14 protein-coding genes are annotated in these 16,340 nt (G+C 64.3%); 8 read left to right on the top strand and 6 right to left on the bottom strand.

What is annotated here, in order from left to right; genetic code table 11:
• Positions 1-7: 7 nt before the first annotated feature.
• The 3 genes from hisC to CO675_RS21775 all read left to right on the top strand — a co-directional run bounded on the left by hisC (position 8) and on the right by CO675_RS21775 (position 2,737).
• Positions 8-1,105 (top strand): histidinol-phosphate transaminase, encoded by a 1,098-nt coding sequence (gene hisC / locus CO675_RS21765; RefSeq protein ID WP_097674083.1) that lies wholly within the window; start codon positions 8-10, stop codon positions 1,103-1,105.
• Between the two features lie 8 nt (positions 1,106-1,113).
• Positions 1,114-2,046, top strand: a complete 933-nt coding sequence (locus CO675_RS21770) for a prephenate/arogenate dehydrogenase family protein (protein ID WP_097674084.1) — start codon at positions 1,114-1,116, stop codon at positions 2,044-2,046.
• 256 nt (positions 2,047-2,302) lie between these two features.
• The gene (locus tag CO675_RS21775) at positions 2,303-2,737 is read left to right on the top strand and encodes a VOC family protein (RefSeq protein ID WP_097673925.1); all 435 of its coding nucleotides are present in this window, start codon (positions 2,303-2,305) and stop codon (positions 2,735-2,737) included.
• 80 nt (positions 2,738-2,817) lie between these two features.
• Here the strand turns inward: CO675_RS21775 and CO675_RS21780 are convergent, their stop codons facing one another.
• The 3 genes from CO675_RS21780 to CO675_RS21795 all read right to left on the bottom strand — a co-directional run bounded on the left by CO675_RS21780 (position 2,818) and on the right by CO675_RS21795 (position 6,268).
• The gene (locus tag CO675_RS21780; RefSeq protein ID WP_097673926.1) at positions 2,818-3,807 is read right to left on the bottom strand and encodes a Bug family tripartite tricarboxylate transporter substrate binding protein; all 990 of its coding nucleotides are present in this window, start codon (positions 3,805-3,807) and stop codon (positions 2,818-2,820) included.
• Positions 3,808-3,897: 90 nt separating this feature from the next.
• Entirely contained in the window at positions 3,898-4,377 is a 480-nt protein-coding gene (locus tag CO675_RS21785) for a hypothetical protein (protein WP_245452847.1), read from the bottom strand.
• Between the two features lie 322 nt (positions 4,378-4,699).
• Complete coding sequence (locus CO675_RS21795) at positions 4,700-6,268, bottom strand: hypothetical protein (protein WP_245452848.1); 1,569 nt, start codon at positions 6,266-6,268, stop codon at positions 4,700-4,702.
• A gap of 319 nt (positions 6,269-6,587) precedes the next feature.
• Between CO675_RS21795 and CO675_RS21800 the strand changes: the two genes are divergently transcribed.
• Positions 6,588-6,905, top strand: coding sequence for an antibiotic biosynthesis monooxygenase family protein (locus CO675_RS21800; RefSeq protein ID WP_097674086.1), 318 nt, complete (start codon positions 6,588-6,590; stop codon positions 6,903-6,905).
• A gap of 109 nt (positions 6,906-7,014) precedes the next feature.
• Here CO675_RS21800 and CO675_RS41060 read toward each other — a convergent pair whose 3' ends face one another.
• Positions 7,015-7,215 (bottom strand): DUF2125 domain-containing protein, encoded by a 201-nt coding sequence (locus tag CO675_RS41060; protein ID WP_198964697.1) that lies wholly within the window; start codon positions 7,213-7,215, stop codon positions 7,015-7,017.
• Positions 7,130-7,669: a hypothetical protein gene (locus CO675_RS21805; RefSeq protein WP_097673928.1), complete on the bottom strand. Its 540-nt coding sequence runs from the start codon at positions 7,667-7,669 to the stop codon at positions 7,130-7,132. The genes CO675_RS41060 and CO675_RS21805 overlap by 86 nt, the downstream gene beginning before the upstream one ends.
• 131 nt (positions 7,670-7,800) lie before the next feature.
• Here CO675_RS21805 and CO675_RS21810 point away from each other — a divergent pair, with 131 nt between their 5' ends.
• On the top strand, positions 7,801-8,847 hold the full coding sequence (locus CO675_RS21810; RefSeq protein WP_158231286.1) for an FRG domain-containing protein: 1,047 nt from the start codon (positions 7,801-7,803) through the stop codon (positions 8,845-8,847).
• 19 nt (positions 8,848-8,866) lie between these two features.
• Here CO675_RS21810 and CO675_RS21815 read toward each other — a convergent pair whose 3' ends face one another.
• Positions 8,867-10,054, bottom strand: a complete 1,188-nt coding sequence (locus CO675_RS21815; protein WP_097673930.1) for a DUF2125 domain-containing protein — start codon at positions 10,052-10,054, stop codon at positions 8,867-8,869.
• A gap of 176 nt (positions 10,055-10,230) precedes the next feature.
• On the opposite strand from CO675_RS21815, the gene CO675_RS21820 reads away from it, so the two are divergent.
• From CO675_RS21820 to CO675_RS21830, 3 genes are all read left to right on the top strand, one after another.
• Positions 10,231-10,839 carry a gamma-glutamylcyclotransferase gene (locus tag CO675_RS21820; protein WP_097673931.1) on the top strand — a complete coding sequence of 203 codons (609 nt, stop codon included), beginning with the start codon at positions 10,231-10,233 and terminating at the stop codon, positions 10,837-10,839.
• Between the two features lie 117 nt (positions 10,840-10,956).
• The gene (locus CO675_RS21825) at positions 10,957-12,768 is read left to right on the top strand and encodes a caspase family protein (protein WP_158231287.1); all 1,812 of its coding nucleotides are present in this window, start codon (positions 10,957-10,959) and stop codon (positions 12,766-12,768) included.
• A 167-nt stretch (positions 12,769-12,935) separates the two neighbouring features.
• Complete coding sequence (locus tag CO675_RS21830) at positions 12,936-16,229, top strand: efflux RND transporter permease subunit (protein WP_097673933.1); 3,294 nt, start codon at positions 12,936-12,938, stop codon at positions 16,227-16,229.
• Positions 16,230-16,340 lie beyond the last annotated feature (111 nt).

Consider the following 16,340-nt stretch of genomic DNA (forward strand, 5'->3'; position numbering starts at 1 on the left):
GTTGATGATGTCCCGCCCCGTGCCGAATCCCGGCATCCTCGATATTGCGCCCTACACGCCCGGCAAGAGCCCGGTGCCGGAACCGGGCCGCAAGGTGTTCAAGCTGTCCGCCAACGAGACGCCGTTCGGTCCGTCTCCGAAGGCGATCGCGGCCTACAAGGGCGCGGCCGACCATCTCGAGGACTATCCGGAAGGCACCTCGCGGGTGCTGCGCGAGGCGATCGGCCGAGCCTACGGGCTCGATCCCGACCGCATCATCTGTGGCGCCGGCTCCGACGAGATCCTCAATCTCTTGGCGCACACCTATCTGGCGCCCGGCGACGAGGCGATCTCGACCACCCACGGCTTCCTGGTCTACCCGATCGCCACCATGGCGAACGGCGCCAAGAACGTGATCGCGGCCGAGACCAATTTCACCGCCGATGTCGACGCCATCCTCAAGGTGGTGACGCCGCGCACGAAACTGGTCTGGCTCGCCAACCCGAACAATCCGACGGGCACCTATATCCCGTTCGACGAGGTCAAGCGGCTGCGCGCCGAACTCCCCTCGCACGTGCTGCTGGTGCTCGATGCTGCTTACGCCGACTATGTCTCGCGCAACGACTACGAGCTCGGCATCGAGCTGGTCGCGACCACTGACAACACGGTGGTGACGCACACCTTCTCGAAGATCCACGGCCTTGCCGCGCTGCGGATCGGCTGGATGTTCGGCCCGGCGCATATCGTCGATGCTTGCAACCGCATCCGCGGTCCGTTCAATGTCACGACGCCGGCGATGCTGGCGGCGGTGGCGGCGATCGAGGACTCGGCGCATGTGCAGATGTCGCGGACCCACACCGAACAGTGGCGCAACTGGCTGACCGAGGAGATCGGCAAGCTCGGGCTCAAGGTGACGCCGAGCGTCGCCAATTTCGTGCTGATCCACTTCCCGGCCGACAAGGGCAAGACCGCCGCGGAAGCCGATGCCTATCTCACGCGGCGCGGCCTCGTGCTGCGCGCGCTCAACAATTACAAGCTGCCGCATGCGCTGCGCATGACCGTTGGCACCGAGGAAGCCAACCGCCTCGTGGTCGAGGGCCTGCGCGACTTCTTGGGTGGAAAGTGAGCACCGACGTGACCACGGCTCCGCTCTTCAACCGCATCGCCTTGATCGGCTTCGGCCTGATCGGCGGCTCGATCGCGCGCGGCGCGCGCGCGCAGGGCCTGGTCGGCGAGATCGTGACCACCGCGCGCTCGGAGAAGACGCGCGCGCGGGTCGCCGAGCTCGGCATCGTCGATCGCGTCGTCGAGACCAATATCGAGGCGGTGAAGGATGCCGATCTCGTCATCCTCTGCATCCCGGTGGGCGCCTGCGGTCCAGTCGCGGCCGAGATTGCCGCCCATTTGAAGCCCGGCGCCATCATCTCCGACGTCGGCTCGGTGAAGGGCGCCGTCGTCAAGGACATGGCGCCGCATCTGCCTGACGGCGTGCACTTCGTCCCGGCGCATCCGGTGGCCGGCACCGAACACTCGGGCCCGGATTCCGGCTTCGCCGAACTCTTCATCAACCGCTGGTGCATCCTGACGCCGCCCGAAGGCACCGATCCCGCGGCGACCGACCGGCTGCGCGCCTTCTGGGCCGCGCTCGGCGCCAAGGTCGAGGTCATGACGCCGGATCATCATGACCTCGTGCTCGCGATTACCAGCCATCTGCCGCATCTGATCGCCTACACCATCGTCGGCACCGCCGACGAGTTGGCGCAGGTCACGGAATCCGAGGTCATCAAGTTCTCTGCCGGTGGCTTCCGCGACTTCACCCGCATCGCGGCGTCGGACCCGACGATGTGGCGCGACGTGTTCCTTGCCAACAAGGACGCCGTGCTCGAGATGCTCGGCACCTTCACCGAGGATCTGTCGAAACTGACCCGCGCGATCCGGCGCGGCGACGGCGAGGCGCTGTTCGACCACTTCACCCGCACCCGCGCCATCCGCCGCGGCATCGTCGAGATCGGCCAGGATTCGGCCGCGCCCGACTTCGGCCGCCCGCATGCGAATTTGAAGAAGTAGGCGAGCTCTCTCCATTCGTCGTCCCGGCGGAAGCCGGGACCCATACGCCGCAGCAGATGTCGTAAACGGGACTCGGCGTTGCAGCGTCGCGCAACAATGACCATTCGTGGTTATGGGTCCCGGCCTTCGCCGGGACGACTCCGAATATGCCGCTCTGAGCTACCCATCGGGTTGCTTTTTCGCAGTTCCTGCCGTCATTCCGCCGCAGCCCGAAGCGCTGTAAGCTGGCGCGGCATCGATGACAGGGAGCCATCAGATGATACTCAGTCCCGATCATGTGACGATCGCGGTGGCAGACGCCGGCCCGGCGATCGCATTCTTCGCGCTGCTTGGTTTCAAAAAGACTCACATCGCGACCATCGATGGCGGCGTTCCCGCGCAGTACATGGGCATGCCGGCGATGAAAGCGCAGCACATCACGCTCGCACTCGACGGAGCGGATTTTGAGATCCAGCTGCTCGCGTTCGACCCGCCCCCGGGGACCGATCCGGGGGTGCACCCGACCAATCTGCGAAAACTCGGCTTCAATCACCTCGCCTTCCGCGTCGACGACATCGAGGCGGCCACCGCGCACCTCGTGGCCAACGGTGTGACCATGCTGAGCGAGGAGATGGACTACATCAGCCGAAAGCTCCGGCTGTTCGAGGGCCCCGAGGGCATCACCTTCGAGTTGGTGCAGCGGGACGACTGAGACTCTGCCACGCTTTCTCCAATTCCATCCCTCGTCATTCCCGGTGCGCAATTGCGCACCAGGAAATGACAAGGAGATGCCTACGCCGGCGGCAGGCCGAGCGACTGGGCGGCCTCCATCCAGACCGGCAGCTCGCGCTGATATAGCGCATTGCTCTCCTTGAAGCCGATCGCGGGTTCCAGCACGAAGGTCGCGAGCACCTCCTTCACCTTGGTATCGTTGTTGGCGGCGACGCAGAGTTCGGAGAGCCGGTCGACGATCGGCTGCGGTGTCGCCTTCGGCAGCGCCCAGCCCGAGAAGCCGCTCACGGTGAAGAATTTCGAGGTCGCGCCCTGTTCGGGCAGGGTCGCAATCCCGGGGATCGCATCGACCTTCTTGGAGTGCACTCCGAACACGACGCCGCGGTTGCCCTGCAGGACGCTCTGCGCCGCGGTGAAGCTGCCCATCGCAACGTCGAGCGTGCCTTCCGCCAGGCCGGTCCACATCGGTGCCTCGCCGCGGTAGTGGATCGGCTCGATATTGAGGCCGTACTGCTTGTTGAGCTCGTTGATCGTCATGTGCGGGGCGGAGCCCGCGCTGTAGGTGCCGAAATTCACCTTGCCGCTGCTGCGCGCATGGGCGACGAATTCCGCCAGCGTCTTGACGCCGAGCTTGGGGCTCGCGACCAGCAGCAGCCCGGCGCCCGGAATGACGCTGACCAGCGTCAAATCCTTGTCCATGTCGTAGCCGGGGTTCTTCATCATCGCCCGGTTCATCACGTAAGTGGTCGAGATCGAGCACAGGATGGTGTGTCCGTCAGGCGCGGCGCGCGCCACCTCGGCGGCGCCGATCGAGCCCGAGGCGCCCGCCTTGTTCTCGATGACGACGGTTTGTCCCACCTGCCTTGCGATGAATTCGCCGAAGGCGCGCGCCAACAGGTCGGTCTGCCCGCCGGCCGGGTAGCTGCAGATCATGCGGATTTGCCGCGACGGCCACGCAGCCTGCGCCGAGGCGCCGCGCGACAGCAAGGGCATCGCGAGCGAAGCAGCTCCGGCAGCGATGACGTGACGACGGCTGAATTCTGCTGGCATGGAAGTCCCCCCGATTTTTCAGCGAGGGTAGCGCATCGGGCAGGCTCAGCTACGGGACAGATTGGCGCAGCAACTAGTCAGCGTCGGCGTTCATCGTCGCATTCGTTGATCCCGGATCGCCCCTGCTGCCGAGATCGGCGCGACCTTCCGGATCGGCCGCTGACGGCCGACGAGGCCGGCGGTTGCCAGCATGACGTCGCCGCCGAACCACCACGAGCCGATCACGAACTCCCAGGCACGCGGCGGAATCTCGTCGAACACGATGCCATAAACCGACACCAGCGCAGCCAGCGCGGCGAGGAAGATGCCGCCCGCGCTCATGAGCTCGACGGCATCGATCCGCCCCGTCGCGCGCAAGGCCGGCCTTGGAATATCGATGCCGAGATAGAAGCCGACGGCGCCGATCACGATCGCGGTCACGATGAAGGCAAGCGTGCCGAAGAAGGCGATGTGCCCCTTCGCGAGCTGGGCGGCGACGAAGGTGCCGCCCATGGCACCGGCCATCGCCAGACCGGTTCGTTGCAACACATGCGCAGCGCGGCTGACCATCATCAGTTCACGCGCGAGCACGGCCCTCTCCTTTCGGCTCACGATCCTCATCTGCATGTTCCTTTCCAGAGCTTCGGCTCTGATCGGAATCAGAACCGAGTACGCAATGTCCGCTTGACGCTCAAAGACCGCTCTAAGGCGCGACGACGCTGCTCTCCCTCTCCCCGTTCTTACGGGGAGAGGGTCGGGGTGAGGGGCCGTCTCCGCACATGCGGTGAGCATTGCGCCGCGGAGGCTCCCCCTCACCCGGATTGCATCTCCGATGCGATCCGACCTCTCCCCGCGCGCGGGGCGGGGTGGAACGGCATCCGCGGCTCATCCAGGAGTAAAGCCACATCACGCCCTAGAACGGGTAGTAGCGGATCTGGGTCATGACGATGTGGTCGTCGGTCTTCGGCGCGCCGCCGACACCTTGGAAGGCGAAGCGCTGGTTGTAGGAGTACTGGACGCCGGCCTTGATCGCTCCGTAGTCGCCCTTGAAGATCGTGTCGTAGAAGCCGGCGGTGTATTGCCTGACTTCGGAGGTGTTGCCGTTACACGTCGCCGCCGGCGAGCTCTCGATGTTGCAGCCGAGATTGTTGTAGAGCGGATTGCCGTAGCCGAACGGCACCGTGCCGACATTGGAGAACGTCGCCTTGGTCTTCTCGAGGCCGGCATAGGCATAGAGATCGAGCGACGGCGTCGTGTGCCAGACCGTGCCGAGCAGGAACGCGGTGATCGGCAGCGGCTGGATCGAGCCGTCCTGGCGCACCGTCGCATCCGGGAACGGCGCGGCGGTGAAGCGGCCGAGCGCACCGTGCGACGCGGAGCCCTGCAGCTCCAGCAGCTTCGGCACGATCTCCGCCGAGAAATGCCCGCCGAAGCTCACCGTGTTGACGTCGTGATTGGCGAAGTTGAAGCGATCGTAGAAGTCGCGATACATCGCCCAGCCCTCGACATGCAGCTTGTAGGGCCCGAGCCGCGGATCCCATGCGCCCTTCACGGTGAAGTCAGGCACGTGATTGAGGCTGACATTGTTGGCGTTGTTGAAGAAGCTGCCGCCCGGCCCGGTGAGGTTGACCAGGAGGTTCGGATTGAGCACGCCCTGCGGGCCGGCCGCGGGCGTGCCGACCAGCGGCGTGTTGCCGCCGAAGAACGACGTCTGCGGATTTTCCGCCGAGACCGCGAGCTTGAATTCGGGCCCGATATCCTGCCAGACGCGAATGCCGGGCTGCCGCGCCGCGAGGAAGCCGGGCACCGATTCGAAATCGATCACGCCAGGCGCGTCGACCGAGCGCGGATCGATGCCGGCCTTGCTCGGCGCATTCAGCGACCAGCTCTGGCCGGCCAGCACGTGCAGGCCGAGATCGGTGCGCGTGACCTCGACGCTGGCCTGCCGCAGCCGCGGGTTGAACGAGTTGGTGGCGACCGAGTTCGCGGTCTGCGCGGCGCCTTCGAAGTCCATTTCGCCGTAGCCGGCGACGCGGGTGTTGGCGAACACTTCGGCTTCGGCAAGCACCGAGAAGCGGGTCTGCCGCGCCGAGAAGCGCGACTCGCCGGTGTTGAAGTTCTTGCTCTGCGGGAACGGAATGAAGGCGTAGACCGAGCCGGTGTCGGAAGCGAGATTGCGGGTGCGATAGATGCCGGTGAGATCGACCCAGCCGCCGAAGGTGAAGGTGACGCCCTTGTAGCAGAGCTTGCCCGATGCGCAGGGATCGAACGGCACCGGCGCCTTGGCCGCCATCCGCGTGTTCTGCATTGCGCTCTGTCTCGCCGCCAGCGCCTCCTCCTTGCGCGCCTGCACTTCCATTTTCTGTTCGAGCTGCTTGAGCCGTGCCTTCAGCGCCTTCAGTTCGGACGCATCGTCTTCCGCAAACGCAGAACCAGTCGACAGCAGCATGCTGCCGAGCAGAATTCCCCCGAGAATTCGCATCGCTTCTCTCCCACGCGAGGTTGCTTCCTCAGGCCAGAGAGAGCGGTATTCGGGGACTGATATTCGCGGCGGCCCGCAATATTCCGGTCACGTTTTTCTCATCGCGGCCGCGGGAATGTTTTGCCGCGACGGACGATATCGCGCGCGAGGGATTAAGGAGTCCGCGCGGTGCGGAGGGTGGATTTTGCGCAGCACAATCCGCGTCTCAGCCCGCGGAGAACGACGGCGGACGTGTAACAACACCGGTCGCGAGATCGAATTGTCGTTCGGCGCCCTGCTTCAGGCTGCCATGGACATTCGAAGGACGAAGGACAGCAACATGATCGGTGAAGTCATTGTGGTCGGTGACCTGAAGTTGCGGGAGGACGCCTCGCTCGACGAATACAGCCGGCTGGGCGAACGCATGTACGACATCGTCAGCCGCCTTCCGGGATTCCTGTCGGTAAAGTCGTTCAAGGCGGCGGATGGCGAGGAGATCACGCTGTTTCGCTTTGCCTCGGAGGAGGCGCTTGAGGCCTGGCGCCATCATCCGGACCATGTCGAAACCATGCGGCGCGGACATGCCGAATTCTACGCCAGCGGCTTCCTGCAGATCTGCAAGGTGATCCGCGAAGTCGGCCCGTTTGAGCATTCCTGACGATGCGCAGGTGCGTAGGACGGATCAGCGTAGCGTAATCCGCCGCACAGCGGGGGGCGGTGAAGAACGACGGGTTACGGTTTCGCCTAACCCGCCCTGCGAAACACCGTCAGAACAGCGGCGGAATCTGCGCGACCTTCAGCGGCCCCAAAAACACCGCGCCGTCGGCGAAGCGCAGCGGGAAGCTGCGCGCTCGGTCTCGCTTCTTTGCATACGCTCCACGTCTATGCCCCAGGTTCTGGCGCGTATACTCGGTCGTAGAGGTACCGGTAAGCTTGATCGGCCTCGCCTTTGAATTGGCGCATACCATCTAGCGAACGAATATCGGCGCCGCCATAGAGCACATTTCCTGAGCCCCTATTCTCCTTTCTATTTTCCGGAAAGAAACTATGCGCGAAGCCGTTGCGCACTGCGTTAATGCGATTGATTATCTTCGTGATCTCAGACGGCACCGGCGAGATCGCTTGGACAATACTAAGTTTCTTTAGGAGGAAGGTCTCATCGAGCACGTGATGGACAAAGATTCTGAATTTATCCGTGTTCCAAGCCTGCTCAAAATGGAGCACGTCGGCATCGATATTGAAGAAATATCGGACAATAATCTCGGCGAGCATCTCGTCTATCAACGTATATTGCATCACGACCTCAGCAATAACCATCTTGTTGATTGCGAGTGACAATGCAGTAGACCCTTTGATGCTCGAAAGATCGATATTGACGAGCCTAGCCATCTCGGCCGCTTCGTCCACAATCGCTTTGGCCATTTGGATACCTCCCAATCCGCGATTATGTTACCTCAAGTTGCACTGACAACCGAACAATTGGAATAACCGCGATGCGAGGACAGTGGCTAGGGTCATATCGAGGTACAACAGAGGGCGCGGTCACAATCGAAGTGGACGATCTCGGCGACCATTATGAAGGAATGGCCTACGTCTTTCCTAGCGACCGGAGCTACCCGCCGATCGCCGGCGCCGTGAGGTCGGTCGACAAATCGGATAACTTCACTTTGCGGATCATGACGGACGTCATCGACCTGCAACATGGTGTCCTCGTTCCATGGAGCGCGGCGAGACAGTATTATCCTAATGTTACGCTCGATCCGGCGATCGACACTACGTGGTCGTGCGACGAGACGAATAACGTCCTCGCTGTTGATTTCACCAGTGCTTCGGGGGGATCAGGAAAGGCACACCTTAGGCGATCGGACGCGAGCAGACCACCGGACCGGAAACCGATTGCGAAAATCGATGGCTGGAGCGCGTTTAAGGAGTATGCACTTGCCTTGGAGCCTAATCGCTATGTCTTTAGAGGACAGGAAAGCTGCGAGTGGCGACTACGCACGTTCTTCCATCGATCAGGCCGAGCCAATCTCTACAAATTCGTGAATCAAGACATCTCACAGCTGCACGCTCACCTTAGCAGCTTAACACGACACCATTTTAATCTGAGAGATGAGTTAGAGAATGGGGCTTTCTATAGCCTAGCACAGCACCACGGCTATCCGACACCCCTTTTGGACTGGACGTACTCACCCTTCATTGCCGCATATTTCGCATTCCGTAAGAGGCGAGCTGACGGAGAGTGTGCGCGCATATTCGTGTTCGATCAGCGAGAGTGGGTTAGGGACATTCCAAGATCACCGCTGGTGACCGGCACTTTGCCTCATTTTTCTCTTCTCAGTCCCTTAGCCATCAATAACCCCCGAATGGTACCGCAGCAGGCACTTTCCACCATTGCGAACGTCGATGACATCGAGGAATTCATCGCGTTTAATGAGCGTGACCATCGTAAAACCTATCTCGAAGTAATCGACTTGCCCTTTTCCGAGCGGCCGCGGATCATCCAAGAGTTAGGTTTGATGGGTATCACCGCAGGGTCGATATTTCCGGGCCTCGATGGTGCATGCGAGCAGTTGAGGGAGAAGAACTTCAACTTCTGAGCATCGACTAGGCAGCGCGTCAGAACAGCGGCGGAATCTGCGCGACCTTCAGCGGGCCCAGGAACACCGCGCCGTCGGCGAAGCGCAGCGGGAAGCTGCGCGCTTTCTTGCCTTCGAGCGTCGCCTCGGTGCCGAGCGAATTGATGCCGGCGGAGATGCCGGCATTGGCGTTCTGCTTGATCACCTTGCCGAGGCCGGGGATCGCGCGGTCCAGCGCGCCAAAGAGATTGCTGAGATCCTGGCTCTTCACACCAGGGGCGACGCGATCGAGCGTCGACTGCGGCACGCCCTCCTCGAGCATCTTGTCGATGCCGAGCGCGGGGATGACGCGCTCGAGGCCGGCGACCGTCATCTGCAGCTCGCCCTCGATGCGGCCTTGCGCGTTGAGGCGCAGCGTGCCGGCCGCGACCGATAGCACATCGCCCTGCTCGATCCGCGACTGCTGGATCTCGACGCTGCCGCCGGCCGCCTGGATCTCGCGGAAGCGATCCGGCCACGGTTTCGGCGAGAAATCCTTCAGGCCGTTCAGCCGCGCATGGATGTCGGCGTTGAACGGCTGGGTGAGCAGCGGATGCACCTCCTGCAGAGTGCCGCCGGCAATCTGCAGCACGGTCTCGATCGCCGGGCTGTCCGGCGCCGAGCCTTCGACCTGCCTGCCGTGCAGCTCGATATGATTGACGCGCATCAGCGGCGTCGGCGCGGGACCGCCGGTGCGATCGATCGCGAGATTGTCGAACACCAGCGAAGCGCGCTGCGGCACCGCCGGCAGGCCGACCACGCTGGAGCGTCCGAGACTCCAGTTGACCTGTAGCGTCGGCTGCGCGTTGCGCTCGGCGATCGTGGCCGGGCCCTTGAACTCCGCGATCACGAGCTTGGGATCGTAGATCTGCGCCACGACCAGGATCTCGACCAGCCGCGCCACGAACGACATTTGCGGCGAGGCGGTCTGCGACACCAGCATCACGCTGGGCTGCTCGCAGCGGATTTCGAGCCGGAACGGGTAACCCGCCACCGAGCGCTTGTCGCAATCATAGACCCGGCCCGCCGTCGCCTCCTGCGCGCGCCAGGCATCGGCCTGCACGCCAACCTGCGAGGCGGCGAAGAACCAGAAGCCGCTCCACAGCACCGCGGCGATCAGGACCACGACGGGGACGGCATAGAGGCCGAGGCGCGAGCGACGGCGGGGGGCTGAGTTCAAATCGGACATGCGGCGTCCTTTGGCGGTCGAATTTGTCAAAATCGAAGCGGCAGCAGGCCGCGGGCAACCCTTACGCACCTCTTGCGCAATCCTCGCGCAACCTTTGCGTAACCCTTAGGTAACCCTTGGAAACATCACGGAATCTGCTTCGCTTCGACGGCGTGTTCTGCTAGCCCATCTGCGCGATGTCAGCAAATCCTCCCGATTCCGAAACCGACGGCGACCTCTGGGTGTTCGGCTACGGCTCGCTGATGTGGAAGCCCGGCTTCGAGTTCCTGGAGCAGGTGCCGGCGCGGCTGATCGGCGAGCATCGCGCGCTCTGCGTCTATTCGTTCGACCACCGCGGCACGCCGGAGAAGCCGGGCCTGGTGCTCGGCCTCGACCGTGGCGGCGCATGCCGCGGCATCGCGTTCCGCGTCGCCGCCCGCCTGCGCCACGACACCATCGCCTATTTGCGGGCGCGCGAGCAGACCACCAACGTCTACCGCGAGGTGATGCGCTCGGTGTGGCTGGAGAATGCGGCGCGCGATCGCGTCTCCGCGCTGGCCTATGTGGTCGATCGCGGCCATGTGCAATATGCCGGGCGGCTGTCGCTCGCCGAGCAGCTGCGCCTGGTGCAGCAGGGCCATGGCCGCTCCGGCAACAACCGCGACTATGTGCTCTCGACCGTCGCATCGATCGAGAAGCAGGGTTTTCGCGATCAGCCGCTGCACCAGCTGGCGGTGATGCTGCATGATTCGGGCATGACGCTGCATCGCGATGCGCGTGCGGCGGACGGGCTCGACCAGGCCTGAGTGCTGATGCTCCGTTGGCGTCGATCGCATGCGTCGAGGAACCCGTTCGCGGAATTTTGCCACGGCGCGAACAATATTGTGGTCTCAATTTCCGGTCGCTGGAATGGAATGACCGGAATGCGCCCCTCATTGCCCAAGCTCGCCGCACTCGGCCTGCTGTTGCTGCTGAACTCACCATCTCATGCCGGCCTGCGAGAGGATGGCGCGGCGTGCGATGCCAAGGATCCGCACCCGGAGCTCGCGATCCCCGCCTGCACCCGCCTGATCGCGGCCAATCCGAGGGGGCGCGACCTTTCGATCACCTATTACAACCGGGCGCTCGCCTGGCACAACAAGGGCGATCTGGCGAAAGCCAAGGCGGACTACGATCAGTCGATCGCGATCAATCCGACGTTTGCGCCATCCTATGGTCAGCGGGCCAAGGTCTATCTGCAGAACCAGGACTATGACCGCGCGCTGAGCGACTTCGATCAGGCGATCCGGCTCAAGCCTGCCGGTCCGTTCAGCGCCGGCTGGTTCAACAATCGCGCCGAGCTGTTCGTCGCCACTGGAGACTATGATCGCGCGCTGGTCGATTACGGCAAGTCCATCGAGCTCGATCCCAACTCGTGGTACGCCTATGTCAATCGCGCGCTGGTCTATGATTTCAGCGGCAAGGACCGGCTCGCGGCGCTGCATTGCCAGGATGCGATCAAGCTCGCGCCGCGCGCAGCCGGCCCCTATTATTGCAAGGCCGTGGTCGAGATCAGCGCCGGCGATCTCGACAATGCCGCGCGCGACATCGAGCGCGCGATCGGCATCCAGGATGGGCAATCCGAGTTCTACTCGCTACGCGGCCTGACGCTCGCGAGCAGAGGCGAGCTCGACCAGGCGATGCGCGACTACGACCACGCCACGCAACTGAATGCGCAGGGCGCGCTGAATTACGCGCGGCGGGGCCTCGCCGACGAGAAGAAAGGCGATATCGATGGCGCGCGCGCCGACTTCCGGCACGCGCTCGACGTCATCGGCCTCGATCAGCTCGACCGCACCCAGGGCCAGCGCGTCGCCAGGGAAGGTTTGCGCCGGCTGGATCAGGTCGCCGCCACGGAGAAGAGCGTGGTCGCGGATCACGGCGCGGCCAAGCCTGGCACGGCCAGTCCCGCGCCCGCGCTCGCCGCGGCCGTTCCGGTCCCGCCGCTCGGCCCGAGTCCAAAGGCAACAACGGCCGAACGGCGCATCGCCCTGGTCGTAGGCAACTCGAAATACCGCTCGGTCCCGGCACTGCCGAACCCCGGCCAGGACGCCGCGGCGATTGCCGATACGCTGCGCGCGGTCGGCTTTCAGGATGTCCGCCTCGTCACCGACGCGACGCGGGATAGCCTGGTCGAAGCCCTCAAATCATTCGCCAACGCGGCCGACGGCGCCGACTGGGCCGTGATCTACTATGCCGGGCACGGCATGGAGATGGCAGGTGAGAACTATCTGGTGCCGGTCGATGCCAAACTCGCGACCGATCGCGACGTGTCGTTCGAGGCCGTCGCCCTGACCCAGGTGATGGGCGCCACCGAGGGGGCGCGCAAGCTGCATCTCGTCATTCTCGATGCCTGCCGCGACAACCCCTTCGCCAACCAGATCAAGCGCACCGTCGCGTCACGCTCGATCGGCAGGGGATTGGCCCAGGTCGAACCCGACAGCGGCACGCTGGTCGTCTACGCCGCCAAGCACGGTCAGGTCGCGCTCGACGGCGACGGCGGTCACAGCCCGTTCGTGACCGCCCTGATCAAGCGCATGCAGACGCCGCGGATCGAGATCCGCAAGCTGTTCGACCTCGTGCGCGACGACGTCATGGCGGCGACGGACCGGCGGCAGCAGCCCTTCAGCTACGGTTCGGTGCCGGGAGCTGAGGATTTCTACTTCGTCGGCGCGAGCCAGAATGCGGCGAAGTAATCCGTGTCCGCGGTCGAGATGATGCGTTCGAGAATGTGGCCGCCGTCCGGCATTTGTTGCGGCAAGACAAATCGCGGCGGGTGTATGGCGGCGGCCTGTGACATTTAGGCTTTTGCATCGCAGCGCAGACGGATAGAAGCTCATCCGCGAACATCGACACTGATGCAATGAACCTCTCCGCCCCCTTCATCCGCCGGCCGGTCGGCACCACGCTGCTGTCCCTTGGACTGGTGGTGGCGGGCATCATTGCGTTCTTCAAGCTGCCGGTGTCGCCGCTGCCCGACGTCGACATCCCGACCATCATGGTACAGGCGACCCTGCCCGGCGCCAGCCCGGCCGACGTCGCTTCCACCGTGGCGAGCCCGCTGGAGCGCCACCTCGGCCAGATCGCCAGCGTCACCGAAATGACGTCAACGTCTTCGCTCGGCTCCGCCCGCATCACGCTGCAGTTCGACATCGACCGTGACATCAACGGCGCCGCGCGCGACGTGCAGGCGGCCATCAACGCGGCGCGCGCCGACCTGCCGACCAACCTCCGCGCCAACCCCACCTACCGCAAGTTCAACCCGGCCTCGGCGCCGATCCTGATCTACACCCTGACCTCGGACACGCTGACGCCGGCCGAGCTTTATGATGCCGCCTCGACCGTGCTGGCCCAGAAGCTGTCGCAGGTCGAAGGCGTCGGCGAAGTCTCGGTCGGCGGCGGCTCGCTGCCCGCGGTGCGGGTCGAGCTGATCCCGCCGGCGCTGTACAAATACGGCATCGGGCTCGAGGACGTCCGTGCCGCGCTGTCGAGCGCCAATGCGCACAGCCCGAAGGGCGGCATCGACGTCGGCGACCAGCGCTACCAGATCTACGCCAACGACCAGGCCCGCAAGGCCGCGGACTACAAGCCGCTGGTCGTCGCCTACCGCAACGGCGCGGCGGTGCGCCTGACCGATGTCGGCGACGTCATCGATTCCGTCGAGAATGTGCGCACGCTCGGCCTTTCCAACGGCAAGCCGGCCGTCGTGATGATCGTGTACCGGCAGTCGGGCGCCAACATCATCAAGATGGTCGACAGCGTGAAGGGGCTGATGCCGCAGCTCAGGGCCTCGGTCTCGCCGGCGATCGACATCACGCTGGCGATGGACCGCTCGAAGACGATCCGGGCCTCGCTGCACGACGTCGAGATCACGCTGCTGATCGCCGTCGCGCTGGTGATCCTCGTCGTGTTCGCGTTCCTGCGCAACGCCCGCGCCACGCTGGTGCCTGTGGTCGCGGTCGGCGTGTCGTTGATCGCGACCTTCGCCGTGATGTATTTGCTCGGCTACACCCTCGACATCTTCTCGCTGATGGCGCTGACGGTGGCAACCGGCTTCGTGGTCGACGACGCCATCGTGGTGCTGGAGAACATCGCCCGCCACATGGATGCCGGGATGTCGCGGCTGGAGGCGACGCTGGTCGGCACCCGCGAGGTCGGCTTCACCGTGCTGTCGATGAGTGTGTCGCTGATCGCGGTGTTCGTGCCGATCCTGCTGATGGGCGGGCTGGTCGGCCGCCTGTTCCGCGAATTCGCCATGACGATCACCATCGCGATCGTGATCTCGCTGGTGGTCTCGCTGACGACGACGCCGATGATGTGCGCGGTGCTGCTGCGCAAGGAGGAAGGCCAGCCGCATGGCTGGATCTACCGGATCAACGAACGCGCCTTCGAGCTGATGCTGAGCGGCTACCGCGCGACGCTCGGCCTCGCGCTGCGCCATCCGCTGCTGGTGATGCTGATCCTCGGCTGCACGCTTTACCTGAATGTCCATCTCTACACGGTGGTGCCGAAGGGCTTCGTGCCGCAACAGGATACCGGGCTGCTGATCGGCTCGATCCAGGCCGATCAGAGCACCTCGTTCCAGCTGATGCAGCAGAAGCTGACCCAGTTCATCGACATCGTGAAGTCAGATCCGGCGGTCGACACCGCGGTCGGCTTCACCGGCGGCGGCGGCGTCGGCCCGGGCGGCACCAACACCGGCACCGTGTTCGCCTCGCTGAAGCCGATGAATGAACGCAAGCTGCGCGCCGACAAGGTGATCGAGCGGCTGCGCGATCCGCTGGCTCAGGTCGCGGGCGCCACCCTGTTCCTGCAATCGATCGGCGATCTCGGCGCCGGCGGCCGCTCGGGCAATGCGGCCTATCAATACACGCTGAAGGGCTCGACCTTCGAGCAGCTGAACGAGTGGACGCCCAAGCTCGTCGCCGCCTTGCAGAAGGAGCCGACGCTCGCCGACGTCAACACCGACCAGCAGAACAAGGCGCTGCAAGCCAACCTAGTGATCGATCGCGATGCCGCCTCGCGGCTCGGGATCAGCGTCAGCCAGCTCGACAACACGCTCTATGACGCGTTCGGGCAGCGCCAGGTCTCGACCATCTTCGTCGCGCGCAACCAGTATCACGTCATCATGGAGGTCGCGCCGCGCTTCTCGCAGGACCCGCAGATCCTAAAGGAGGTCTACATCTCGACCTCGGGCGGATCAGCGAGCGGCACGCAGAGCACCAATGCGGTGGCCGGAACGGTGGCCTCGTCCTCGCAGAAGAGCTCGATCAGCTCGGTCGCCGCCAGTGTGGTGCGCAATCAGGCCACCAACTCGATCGGCGCCACCGGCAAGGGCGTCGCCTCGACCGGGACCGCGGTCTCGACCAGCGCGGAGACGATGATCCCGCTGTCGAGCGTCGCCCGCTTCGAGCACGGCGAGACGCCGCTTGCAGTCAACCACCAGGATTTGCTGGTCGCCAGCACCATCTCGTTCAATCTGCCGCCCGGCGTCTCGCTCAGCACCGCGACCACCACGATCGAGAACGCGATGCATGCGCTCGGCATGCCGGCGGGCATTTCCGGCGGGTTCGCGGGCTCCGCGAAGATCTTCCAGCAGGCGCTGGCGAACGAGCTGTTTTTGATTCTCGCGGCACTCGCGACGATCTACATCTCGCTCGGCATGCTCTACGAGAGTTACATCCACCCGCTGACCATCCTCTCCACCCTGCCCTCGGCCGGCGTCGGCGCGGTGGCGGCGCTGATGCTGTCGCACACCGATTTCGACATCATCGGCATGATCGGGGTGATCCTGCTGGTCGGCATCGTGAAGAAGAACGCCATCATGATGATCGACTTCGCGCTCGATGCCGAGCGCCAGCGCGGACTGTCGTCGCGCGATGCGATCTACGAAGCCTGCATGATGCGGTTCCGCCCGATCATGATGACGACGCTTGCCGCGCTGTTCGGCGCGGTACCGCTGATGATCGGCCTCGGCGAGGGCAGCGAGCTGCGCCAGCCGCTCGGCATCGCGATCTTCGGCGGGCTGATCCTGAGCCAGATCCTGACGCTCTACACCACACCGGTGGTCTATCTCTATCTCGACCGCGCCAGGCTCTGGACCCAGCGCCGCCGCGCTGCGCGACGGGCACGGCGGGCCACGGCACGCGCGTCCTGACCAGGCCGCGTACGCGCAAATCCGAAGCGCGCGCGCAGAGTAGCGAGCTCCGCGTTACGCCTGAATAGCGGGCGTCGGCGATTCGTGAGCAGATGCAACAAAACTTGCACC

Origin of the sequence: Bradyrhizobium sp. C9 (assembly GCF_002532045.1) — a bacterium.
Classification (GTDB): Bacteria; Pseudomonadota; Alphaproteobacteria; order Rhizobiales; family Xanthobacteraceae; genus Bradyrhizobium.

What these genes read in the sequence shown, in the direction of transcription:
- hisC (WP_097674083.1), top strand. Translation starts at nt 8, where the DNA reads ATGTCCCGCCCCGTGCCGAATCCCGGCATCCTCGATATTGCGCCCTAC.
- CO675_RS21775 (WP_097673925.1), top strand. Translation starts at nt 2,303, where the DNA reads ATGATACTCAGTCCCGATCATGTGACGATCGCGGTGGCAGACGCCGGC.
- CO675_RS21780 (WP_097673926.1), bottom strand. Translation starts at nt 3,807, where the DNA reads ATGCCAGCAGAATTCAGCCGTCGTCACGTCATCGCTGCCGGAGCTGCT.
- CO675_RS21795 (WP_245452848.1), bottom strand. Translation starts at nt 6,268, where the DNA reads ATGCGAATTCTCGGGGGAATTCTGCTCGGCAGCATGCTGCTGTCGACT.
- CO675_RS21800 (WP_097674086.1), top strand. Translation starts at nt 6,588, where the DNA reads ATGATCGGTGAAGTCATTGTGGTCGGTGACCTGAAGTTGCGGGAGGAC.
- CO675_RS41060 (WP_198964697.1), bottom strand. Translation starts at nt 7,215, where the DNA reads ATGGTATGCGCCAATTCAAAGGCGAGGCCGATCAAGCTTACCGGTACC.
- CO675_RS21805 (WP_097673928.1), bottom strand. Translation starts at nt 7,669, where the DNA reads ATGGCCAAAGCGATTGTGGACGAAGCGGCCGAGATGGCTAGGCTCGTC.
- CO675_RS21815 (WP_097673930.1), bottom strand. Translation starts at nt 10,054, where the DNA reads ATGTCCGATTTGAACTCAGCCCCCCGCCGTCGCTCGCGCCTCGGCCTC.
- CO675_RS21820 (WP_097673931.1), top strand. Translation starts at nt 10,231, where the DNA reads ATGTCAGCAAATCCTCCCGATTCCGAAACCGACGGCGACCTCTGGGTG.
- CO675_RS21825 (WP_158231287.1), top strand. Translation starts at nt 10,957, where the DNA reads ATGCGCCCCTCATTGCCCAAGCTCGCCGCACTCGGCCTGCTGTTGCTG.
- CO675_RS21830 (WP_097673933.1), top strand. Translation starts at nt 12,936, where the DNA reads ATGAACCTCTCCGCCCCCTTCATCCGCCGGCCGGTCGGCACCACGCTG.